The organism is Algoriphagus aestuariicola, from assembly GCF_017254835.1.
GTDB classification, from domain to species: domain Bacteria; phylum Bacteroidota; class Bacteroidia; order Cytophagales; family Cyclobacteriaceae; genus Algoriphagus; species Algoriphagus aestuariicola.
Genome location: NZ_JAFKCW010000001.1, coordinates 1,724,887 through 1,735,082 on the forward strand (window position 1 = coordinate 1,724,887; position 10,196 = coordinate 1,735,082).

The following is a 10,196-nucleotide window of genomic DNA, read 5'->3' on the forward strand; positions in this document are numbered from 1 at the left end:
TCACCAAATCCAGGTACCGACCGCACCGGAGTTCAGCTGGGCCTCGAACAGGTCTTCCTTGTCCTTGATTGTAAAGTGTTTCGTCTCGCCCGAATCGTTCAGTACAATCAGGACTTTTTTGCGGTCCGGTCTGACAAAAGCGACATTAGACAATCCCTCCAGTTCATTGGACTCGATTCGCAGAGATCCAGGATCCACAAATTTGCTGGCGTGGGCGATGATGTAGTAGGCGGGGTTGCGGGTCACTGAGTCGCCTGCTATCGTGATCGCGCCGAGACAGCGGTCACATCCGCCTCGGTCAGTATGCGGAGTAAGGCTTGGATTAGAGCTGAGATTCCATTCCAAAACGGTCTTTGCCCAGTTTCGGGAAGCCCCAATCACCAGATTTTTCACATGCCAGACCAGATCCCCAGGCAAGTCTCCCGGCGCACCGACCCATTGCTCCGTGAAGTAAATGTTTTTATCAGGAAATGCCTGATGGACTTCTGACAAAGCATCGATTTTTCCGCCGTAGAGGTGGAATGCCGATCCGTCGATAAAGGGATTGGCGAGGGAGTCTTTCAGCACTGCAATTGGGTAGTCCGGCCGATCGGCGTTGTGGTCATAGACAATGATCTTGGTTTTGATTCCGGCATCTTGGAATGCGGGACCAAGATGGAGTCCAATAAATCTCGCCTGCTGCTCAGGCAGCATCAGCAGTGAGGGATTGTTGCCGGGATGCAGGGGTTCGTTTTGTATCGTCAGTGCATCGATGGTGATCCCCAGTTTTTCCATTTCTTGAATGTATTTCACCAGATAGCAGGCATAGGCACCTTCAAACTCCTTCAAAAGAGACCCGCCGCGAGTGTCTTTATTGTCTTTCATCCACGCAGGAGGAGACCAGGGGGAGGCCATCAGCTTGATTTCGGGATTGATGCTAAGGATTTGCTTGAGGACAGGAATGACGTCCAAAGTGTCTGGACCGAGGCTAAAACGGGAAAGCTCTGGGTCGCTAGCTAGGGAATCTTCGAGGTCGTTGTACGAAAAAGGAAACTCGTTGAGATCTGAGGCTGCTACCGAAAGTCTGAGGTAGGATATTCGTATATCCTCTTCGCCGTCACCGAAAAGCTCCCCAAGAACTGCTTCCCTCGCTTGCTCACTCATTTCCAGTAAATGTTTTGCGCTGCCTTGGCTAAGGGTGAAGCCGAATCCATCCATCGCCTGGAAGATGGTCTCTGCATCCACGTTGATCGTTAGCTCCGAATCTGCAGTCTCTTGTGGTTCGGCTTGCTTTTCGAAAAGCACATTTGCCGTCGGATCAGTGAGCCAAAGGTCTATGGGCTGCCTTTTTTTGGCGCACGCGAAGCAAATACATAGAAGTAGAAGCGGGAGGATTTTTTTCATCTTTGGGGAAAAGAAAAAGCCTTGGAAAATCTCCAAGGCTTCAAATTGAGCGAAATGAACTCAGAATGCAAGCGCTGCCAGCCCTAATTTTGACTTGAGCGGGTTGATCGCTTTGAGTACATTTCCCATGTATTTCTGGGTCAGCTCATTGCCCAAGAGGTCGTTGAGAAATTTCATCCGGCCATTTTTAAGGTTTAGGATGCTGGATTTCTTCGCATCATCGGATTCCGAGCCGCCGGTGATTTTCATCAACTGGTCCACAAAGGACTTGTTGTTTGCCTTGAGTTTGCTGCTTTGGTCACCCGACAGATTAAGTCCGCTTGTGTTGTCCAAAATGCCCAAAACCTGGCTGGAAAGCGCGGAAGTGCCTGCACCGGGGATTTTTGGAATCTGTGCCTGGGCGGCAAAAGCCACGAAAAAGAGAAAAAAGACTGCGGAAAGGATTTTAAGATTTTTCATAAGAATTGAATTTTGATAATATCTGAAGTTAGAAGTGGAACCAACCATTCGCTAAAACTAGGGCATAGCTAAGGGCAAGCTCCTGTTTGGTTTTGAAAAGACCGAGGAGCGATGGGTTACTTTTTCTTAAACAGCCCTGCGCCCAAGTCGATGACGCTGCCCAGATCAATGGAGCTTGGATTTTCACCGCTCCCGAAGATAGAGCTCAAGACACTACCCAATCCAGCTTCGTCTTCTTCTTTGATGGATTTGACCACTGATCCAGCAATCTCTTCATTGGCCTGCGGAGCGTCATTTACTTTTTTGTTGAAGATATTGAGCAAGAGTGGAAGCGCTTGACCGGCGATTGCCAAGGCTTTGTCCGTGTCTATTCCCAGCTTGTCACTGAGTTTGTTTCCCAAATTCCCTTTTAAATGCTCGACCGTCGGGCTTTCCGGACTGGTCTCTTTGCCGGAAAACATCTCCATCACGCCCTCATAGTTGCCTTCTCTGGTCTGTTCCCGAATTACCTTCGCAAAGCTATCCCGGACCGCATCCGCGGAGTCGCCGCTTCCGCCCACACTTGCCAACAGCTCCCTTAGGGGCCCGTTTGCTGATTTTAACAATTCTTCTATCATGATTATAAAAATTTGATTTCTATAAAGTTGCAGAGAATATCGAATAACCGCAATCTTCAGGTTCTTATCCTTATCCTAAAATTTGCAAAGCCAATCTAAAGCTGATATGAAGAGAATTGACGACAAGGAGATGCTGGACGGAATCGCAGTCTTCGAGACGCGCCTAATCCTCCCCAGAAGCGCAATCTGTCTTCCAGGCGTCGGCATTTTCCTCCATTCCGGGATTACAGGAGAATCCCGCAACCGTATCGTCCAACATGAATATGGACACTACCTAGACTACAAATTTGGGCTGGAGGGGGATCGCAAGAAGCTGTTGGGATCCTATTTGCTCGGATTCTATGTGAAGATCGGCCTACCGAGCCTGCTCAATCTGGTCTGGGGTTTCAAGCGATTGCCGGCGTTTTCGGGCAAGCATAGCAGGTATTGGACTGAGATTCGTGCCAATCGGCTCGCCAAGGCATATTTTGGCAATGCGCTGGCTCGGGACTTTGAGGCATTTTTCCCAGTGGCTTAAGAATCTCCAAAAGATTTTGTCGGGATATTCGGCGGGATTTTCAATTGTTCTACCTTTGAAAGCTCATTGACAAAGATGAAAAAACAGGTATTCTTCGGACTGATGCTGGCTGCTTGGATTGCGGGGATTTTTTTGATCTGCATTTTCCCGCCTGTTTCGGATTTTCAGATTGCAGATGAGCACACAGGTCACCTGAGTTCGGATACTGTTCCGGAGTTTCATCTTAGGAACTCATTCCCGTCAGGATCAATTCAAGTTGATTTGAGCCTTAAATTTCTGGATTCAGCATTCGGATTTCGGTACAATCCAGAAGTCAGGCTTCTCGGATCAATTTCAGCCGAACCAGCACCGTCACAACTTTCTTCCCATTTTGACACAATCATTCTCTTTCAGGCTTTTTTTGAAACCTGGTAGCACCAAACCCAACTGCCAGTAAAATCAAATTCATCGGGTAGCAACACCCGGTTTCACATTAGCCTTCCTTCCTTTTCATGGATTCATTAATCAACCACCCCGGTATACTTATCGGTTTTGCCCTTATCGTAGGATTTATGCTCTTGCTGGATTTGGGCATTTTCAACAAAAAGAGCCACATTATTTCCAACAAAGAAGCCGCAATCTGGTCCATATTTTGGGTCGGGCTTTCGATGGTATTCAGCGTTTTCATCTACATCGTGACCCATGAGGAGGTCGGCTTGGAGAAGTTTTCGCAGTTTCAGTCTGCCTACTGGATAGAAAAGGCACTTTCCGTGGACAATCTCTTTGTCTTTATCCTGGTATTTGGATTTTTCAAGGTGCCCAGGGAGTATCATCACAAAGTCTTGTTTTGGGGTATAATCGGTGCGCTCGTAATGCGGGCCATCTTCATCTTTGCAGGTGTAGGGATCATCTCGATGACCTATCTGCCGGAGATGGAGCTCATGCAACGCTCAGTCCGAATCAATGTAGTCTTGACGCTGTTTGGGGCATTTTTGATTTATGCAGGTTACAAATCCTGGTTTGCAAGCGATGATGAGGAAGAAAAGGACTATACCAAAAATCCTGGAGCAAAGCTGATCTATCGGTATTTCAAGGTGACGCCCGAGTACCACGGTGATAGGTTTTTCGTCGTCAAGAAGGGGGTAAAGATGGCCACTCCATTGCTGGTGGTGGTAGCCGTAATCGAATTTACAGATCTGCTGTTTGCAGTCGATTCCATTCCGGCAATCTTCGCAATCGCTCCGGACGATCCTTTTATCCTCTATACCTCCAATATCTTCGCGATCCTGGGCCTGAGATCCTTGTATTTTCTGTTGGCAAATTTCATCCACATGTTCAGCCGACTTAAGTTCGGGCTGGCCATCATTCTCGCCTTTATTGGGTTCAAGATGATTTCAGCACCTTTCTACCATTTTGGATCCACACCTTCGCTGGGTATCGTGGGAGGAATTTTGATCGCTTCGGTGTTGGCTTCGGTAATTTGGCCGGAGAGAAAGTAGGAGGGGGGATGTCGGATATCGTATGTCCGATTTCCGAAGCTTGGTGTCTGCCTGAGCGGGGGTGGGATGTAAGACCGAGCTAAGTCGGGCGTCGGGTGTCAAGCGGAGCGGAGTCGAAGCCTGGTAGGGAGTAGGAAATACAGAAGTTACTACTCGTCTATCAGCTCGAAGGTCAGTTCCGCGTCGGATAGATTGGCGGAGCTGAGCCCGATTCGGTAGGTGTAAAAGCCGTTTCTAAGGGGAGTTTCGCCAACATAATCTGTGGGGATCAATGAAAAATCCCGGCCTTCGGCTTGAAGCCAAACAGCTCCATATCGAAAGGCGTAATCAAATTCCCTGTATTCCGAGGCAGTTCTCGACAGCACGTCTCCAAAGAATTGTTCCTCATTGCCAGACTGGACCGTTACTTTTTCAAAGTTGACGTCAGAATTGTTGTGGATTCGGATGAATACACCATCTGGTCTGCCGTCGTGAATCCCGCAGGCACTGAAAACCAAAAAGAACAGCATAAGAATTCCACCGATTTTCATTTCAGAAGATAACAAAATTCAACTCGGATAAAAAAATCCCCTTGAGGTATCTCAAAGGGATTCGCCGCTCTGATGTCTATATTTATATTCCGGATAGTTCCAGCAAGTGCCTCTTGAGATTCGTTTGCTTAGTTTTCCTTTGGTCGGAAATAGCGAATAGGCGCTTTGGGTTCGGGCTTGAGCTCGATTCCCTCTGTTGCCAGTCGATCCAAGGCTTCTTTTACGGCTCGTTCCAGCTGGGGATCCCGGCCTTCAATCACATCTTTTGGGGTTTGCTCCACGGCGATGTCCGGCGAGATTCCGACTCCCTCGACGGCCCATTCCCCATTGATGTCATAGAAACCGCCTCTGGGAGCGACCATTCTTCCACCGTCGATAAAAGGAGGCGTATCCCAAGTGCCCACCAGTCCTCCCCAGGTTTTTGTACCTATGAGCGGGCCGATTTCCATCTTATGGAATAGGTAGGGGAGCAGGTCACCGCCTGAACCTGCACGCTCGTTGATCAGCATGACTTTAGGCCCCCAAATGCCGGACATCGGCGTGGTAAATGGTCTGTGATCATTTGCCCGTGAATTGAAGTAGCCGTGCAGATCTCGGGCCATGATGTCTACCATGTAGTCAGCAGCCGATCCTCCGCCATTGTTTCGTTCGTCTATCACGGCGCCATTCTTATCCTGCTGGGCAAAGTAATAGCGGTTGAAGGAGTTGTATCCGGCCCCTCCGGTGTTTGGAATGTAGACATAGGCCAGTTTACCGTCCGAAAGTTCGTCCACTTTACGACGGTTGCCCTCTACCCAGTCCACTCCACGGAGCTGGTTTTCCGAGGCTACCGGCAAAACCTGAATCACGCGCGCACCGTCCATTCCGGGCTTGCTGTTTAGGTGGACTTTAGTTGGCTGGTTGGCTGTCCCTTCGAAATATTGGTAAAGATTTGACCCGGACTCAATAGCCTTGCCATTCACTCCCACGAGGTATTCGCCAACTTTTGCCATCGCTCCAGGCTGGGCCAATGGAGCCTTTAGGTTAGGATTCCAGCTTTCTCCATTGTAGATCTTTTTGACCCGAAAGTTTCCATCTACGACTTCATAGTCAGCACCAAGCAGACCAATCGGAACGGAATTGACCTCGGGGAAATCTCCCCCTCGGGTATAGCTGTGACCCACTGCCACCTCCCCGCCGAGTATATCGATGATGTAGTTCATGTCGCTTCGATGACGGACATGGTCTACCCATGGCTTGTACCATTCAAAAATCTCATCCCAAGGCGCGCCGTGCACATTGTCCACGTAGAGGAAATCCCGCTGGTATCTCCAGCCTTCGCGGTAGATCTGTTGCCATTCTTCCATGGGGTTGACCTTGACTTTCATGGGGCCTATCGCCTTGAGTGCACCGTCTCCAGACTTTTTGCCCGAACCGGAAGTTTCGACGATTCCCCAGGTACTTCCGCTTTGATAGAGCATGGACTTGCGGTCTTTGGAAACCACGACTTGATTGACAGACGGGAAAAAGACCTCCGATTTGCGTTTCTTGAGGTCGTATTTGTGTAGGGTGGAGCCTTGGTTTGGAATGTTTTCGAGGTAGAAGACAAAGCCTTCCGGACCCGGCGCCAATCCGGAATAATCCCTTGCGGGGAGGTCCACCGCGACGATACGCTGTTGGATTCCGGCTGCATCTATCTTGACTTCCACTGCTTCTTCTTTTTTCTTTTCCTCTTTTTCGGCAGTCTCCTCATCGCTCAGAGGAAGCAGCGGGGAGGGGTCCGAGGCGCTCAGCACCGCCAGATACAGACTTCTATTGACCGGATGGTCGAAGCTGCTCATGTCCAGCCAACCCGTATTCAACCCGAAATCCGTGCTGGCAAGGAAGTACAGATACTTACCGTTTTCATCCCATACGGGGGTGATGGCATCCGCCATGGCGTCTCCGATTTGGATCTTTTCCCCAGTAGCGACATTCAGGACAAACACCGACTTGAATTGGTTGTCCATGAGTAGGACGTAGGCGATCCATTTGCCGTCGGGTGACCACACCGGATTCATGCTCCGATTCGGATGGGCAAAGCGGTCGGTTTCTACCACTTTCGCAGAACCAGAAGCCACATTGACCACCCACATTTGGTAATCCGTATCGGTAAATGCGATATGGGCACCGTCGGGAGACCACTCTGGCTTGAAGTAAAAGCTGGGGTCTGGCAGGCTGATCGTTCTGGGATTGTTGCCTTCCTGATCGGCGATGACCAATTCATATTCTCCCTTTGCATCCGAGAAGTAGGCGATTTGCTTTCCGTCGGGAGACCAGACTGGGGCGCGTTCCGCTGATTTGGACGTATTGGTCACATTTCTACCCGCCCCATTTTCCTTGGGAATGGTCAGGATTTCTCCGCGGTATTCGAAGATGGCCCGCTGGCCCGTAGGAGAAAGCTGGGGATTTTGCAGGACTGAGCCAGAGACATTGGCCCAGCGCTCCCTTGCCCAGTGAAAGTCCCCTGAGACCGTGATGTTGAGCTGTTGGCTTTGCCCGGTTTGGGGATTGAGCAGGTGCAGGTAGCCGCCCTGTTCATAGACGATTTCGGTTCCGTTGCCGTCCAGGCTTTTGATGTCAAAGTCCTTGAGAAAGGTTTCCTGTTTTTCCTGACCACTCGCCGGATCAAAAGACCAGATATTGGCCAAGTAGTCCCGCTCGGAAATGTAGTACACTTTGCTTCCCAGCCATATGGGATCGGTGTGCCGCTCCTTGTCAGTCTGTGGGGTCATTTTTAGGGAAAAATCGTTCAGATCGACGATCCAGATCGGCTTGGCCTGCCCGCCCCGGTGGTTTCTCCACTCTGGATCCCAAAAGGAGATTTGTTGGTAGGCGATCGATTTGCCGTCCGGCGAGATTTCCCCGTTTACGGCTCGGGGTATCGCTAGGGCCTCGGGTATCCCGCCCTCGGCCGCAACTTTGAAAAACTTGGACTCTTGGGTGGCATGACCCTCCCGGCCTGAGCTGAAGACCACCGACGTACCGTCAGGCGTCCATCCCGTGACCAGATCCGCTCCCGGATGCCAGGTGAGGCGTTTGGGCTCGCCCCCAGCGGCTGGAATTAGATACACGTCCACATTGCCGTCGTATTCTCCGGTGAAGGCAATCTGGGTTCCGTCTGGAGAGAAGTGGGGAAGGGTCTCTTCCCCTTCGTTGCTGGTCATTCGGACGGCGTTTCCTCCCGATTTGGGTACTTTCCAGAGGTCATTGGCATAGACGAAGACGATGTCGGTTTGGCTGAGAGTCGGCTGTCTCAGGAGCTGGGTGCCCTGTCCAAGGGCAGATCCGCATAGCCCCGATGCCAGGGCGAGCGCTAAAAATCTTTTCATGTGTTTATAGTTTGTTTTTTATAGGCCACATAGCCTGTACCGATTTTTCTTCGGGAGAATCTCGCATCGCCAATTATCATTCCTGAGGATGAGGTTCCTTGTCATGCTCGGTTTCATAAAGTTGGGTTTTGGGACTTAGTTAAAAATAGCCGAAAGCGGATTGAGATACTAACCGATGGTCAAAAATTGGATTGAGAAAGGGTTACCGAACAATATAAAAATACCCACAAAATCTGCAATAGACACCTAGGTATTGTTCAATAAATATTTTTAGTAAAAAATGCAAAACGATAAAATATGTATCCAAAAAGCAAAAAAGTATGTAATAAATACTCTTAATATTTCTTTTATTCAATTTGGTTTTTAATATTTATCGTGCCCGAGTTTTCTGATATCCAAGAAATTTTTGGTGTTTCGTGATCGATTTCGGGGAGTTTTTGATAGGAGAATAATTTTGACACTATGAAAAATACAATTTCACCCAAAATGACCAGACTGCTGTTTCTGGTTTTGACTCTTGGCTTAGGGTTACTAAGTCTTAACGCTATGGGGCAGGCGACTGTCACGACGGATAAGCTGGATTACATTCCAGGTGAATATGTGATCATTACTGGGGCTGGTTGGCAGCCAGGAGAGACAGTCACTCTTCACATTGCAGAGGACCCCAAACCTGCAACTTGCATACTGCCGCACGACATGACTGCTGTGGCTGATGCCAATGGGAACATCTATAATGACCAGATGCTGATTAAGGAGAATCACTTGGGGGTGGCTTTTGTTCTGACTGCCACTGGGCAGAGTTCGGGGCTGACTGCGACAACCACATTTACCGATGGTGCATATTTGTTTGCAGCACAAGGTTTGCCTTCAAATACATCCGTATCTGTCGACTATAACATTACTGGTAATGGAGGGGGGAATTGTAATTCATGTACCCCAATACCAACATTTATTCCACCTGCTACTGCTGGAGGTTCAATAAATAATAAGACAATCACTGTTAATAGCTATTCCACGACATTCAATCCTAATCCCCCATCTGGAAATATTAATTATGTGATTTTGAACTATGGTTTAAGGATAGGAGCGATTAATCAGCCAACAAATATTCAAACTTCAAATTCATTCTCAGTTGGAGGTGGAAGTGGAGGAAATGCGGCATTATTTACCGCTAATTATGGTGCTTTAGTTTCTTCTGACAAATTAGCTACTTATGGAAGTTCAGTTACACTTACCTCGACCTTTTATTTAAACTATCAGACTTCTGCAGGAATTTCCGGAAAGACAATTACTTTTTACATTGATGGCACGTCGGTGGGAGCAGCTTCTACTAATGCTAGTGGGGTTGCCTCTTTAAATATTGATCTGACGAATGTCCCTTCCCTTGGTAAGTTAGACGCAGGCGATTATGAACTATCGGCTTCCTTTGTAGGAGACTCGGGTTTTCTTCCAGTTTCTAGGCCAAATTCTACGTTTGGGACATTGACGGTAGGCCAGCGTGCGATCACGATCACGGCCGATGCGGGTCAGAGCAAAACCTACGGGGATGCTGATCCTACGTTGACAGCAACAGTTACCAGCGGAACGATAGTAGGCGGCGATGTGGCCTCCGGTTCACTGGTTCGTGCATCGGGCGAGAATGTGGGTCTGTATGCGATCAGCCAGGGCACGTATACTTACGGCAGCAACTACGACGAGACCTATGTGGGCGCCGACTTTGAAATCACCCAGCGTGCGATCACGATCACGGCCGATGCGGGTCAGAGCAAAACCTACGGGGATGCTGATCCTACGTTGACAGCAACAGTTACCAGCGGAACGATAGTAGGCGGCGATGTGGCCTCCGGTTCACTGGTCCGTGC

General features: G+C 49.1%; 8 protein-coding genes. 3 read left to right on the top strand and 5 right to left on the bottom strand.

Annotated elements, in window-relative coordinates:
* The 3 genes from J0A67_RS07205 to J0A67_RS07215 all read right to left on the bottom strand — a co-directional run bounded on the left by J0A67_RS07205 (window position 1) and on the right by J0A67_RS07215 (window position 2,459).
* Complete coding sequence (locus tag J0A67_RS07205; protein WP_206568585.1) at window positions 1-1,383, bottom strand: glycoside hydrolase family 30 protein; 1,383 nt, start codon at window positions 1,381-1,383, stop codon at window positions 1-3.
* 60 nt (window positions 1,384-1,443) lie between these two features.
* Complete coding sequence (locus J0A67_RS07210) at window positions 1,444-1,842, bottom strand: hypothetical protein (RefSeq protein ID WP_206568586.1); 399 nt, start codon at window positions 1,840-1,842, stop codon at window positions 1,444-1,446.
* 116 nt (window positions 1,843-1,958) lie between these two features.
* On the bottom strand, window positions 1,959-2,459 hold the full coding sequence (locus tag J0A67_RS07215; protein WP_206568587.1) for a hypothetical protein: 501 nt from the start codon (window positions 2,457-2,459) through the stop codon (window positions 1,959-1,961).
* 106 nt (window positions 2,460-2,565) lie between these two features.
* Between J0A67_RS07215 and J0A67_RS07220 the strand changes: the two genes are divergently transcribed.
* Together J0A67_RS07220 and J0A67_RS07225 are read left to right on the top strand one after the other, a co-directional pair.
* The gene (locus tag J0A67_RS07220) at window positions 2,566-2,976 is read left to right on the top strand and encodes a hypothetical protein (protein WP_206568588.1); all 411 of its coding nucleotides are present in this window, start codon (window positions 2,566-2,568) and stop codon (window positions 2,974-2,976) included.
* A gap of 491 nt (window positions 2,977-3,467) precedes the next feature.
* Entirely contained in the window at window positions 3,468-4,454 is a 987-nt protein-coding gene (locus J0A67_RS07225) for a TerC family protein (protein WP_206568589.1), read from the top strand.
* A 149-nt stretch (window positions 4,455-4,603) separates the two neighbouring features.
* On the opposite strand, the gene J0A67_RS07230 is transcribed toward J0A67_RS07225, so the two are convergent.
* Together J0A67_RS07230 and J0A67_RS07235 are read right to left on the bottom strand one after the other, a co-directional pair.
* On the bottom strand, window positions 4,604-4,963 hold the full coding sequence (locus J0A67_RS07230; RefSeq protein ID WP_206568590.1) for a hypothetical protein: 360 nt from the start codon (window positions 4,961-4,963) through the stop codon (window positions 4,604-4,606).
* A gap of 149 nt (window positions 4,964-5,112) precedes the next feature.
* Window positions 5,113-8,334 (bottom strand): S41 family peptidase, encoded by a 3,222-nt coding sequence (locus J0A67_RS07235; protein ID WP_206568591.1) that lies wholly within the window; start codon window positions 8,332-8,334, stop codon window positions 5,113-5,115.
* A 462-nt stretch (window positions 8,335-8,796) separates the two neighbouring features.
* On the opposite strand from J0A67_RS07235, the gene J0A67_RS07240 reads away from it, so the two are divergent.
* On the top strand, window positions 8,797-10,196 hold a 1,400-nt coding region (locus tag J0A67_RS07240), incomplete at its 3' end, for an MBG domain-containing protein (protein ID WP_317195049.1).

Bases quoted from the DNA above. Each gene is read 5' to 3' on its own strand.
- J0A67_RS07220 (WP_206568588.1), top strand. From the start codon at position 2,566: ATGAAGAGAATTGACGACAAGGAGATGCTGGACGGAATCGCAGTCTTC.
- J0A67_RS07230 (WP_206568590.1), bottom strand. From the start codon at position 4,963: ATGCTGTTCTTTTTGGTTTTCAGTGCCTGCGGGATTCACGACGGCAGA.
- J0A67_RS07225 (WP_206568589.1), top strand. From the start codon at position 3,468: ATGGATTCATTAATCAACCACCCCGGTATACTTATCGGTTTTGCCCTT.
- J0A67_RS07215 (WP_206568587.1), bottom strand. From the start codon at position 2,459: ATGATAGAAGAATTGTTAAAATCAGCAAACGGGCCCCTAAGGGAGCTG.
- J0A67_RS07210 (WP_206568586.1), bottom strand. From the start codon at position 1,842: ATGAAAAATCTTAAAATCCTTTCCGCAGTCTTTTTTCTCTTTTTCGTG.
- J0A67_RS07205 (WP_206568585.1), bottom strand. From the start codon at position 1,383: ATGAAAAAAATCCTCCCGCTTCTACTTCTATGTATTTGCTTCGCGTGC.
- J0A67_RS07235 (WP_206568591.1), bottom strand. From the start codon at position 8,334: ATGAAAAGATTTTTAGCGCTCGCCCTGGCATCGGGGCTATGCGGATCT.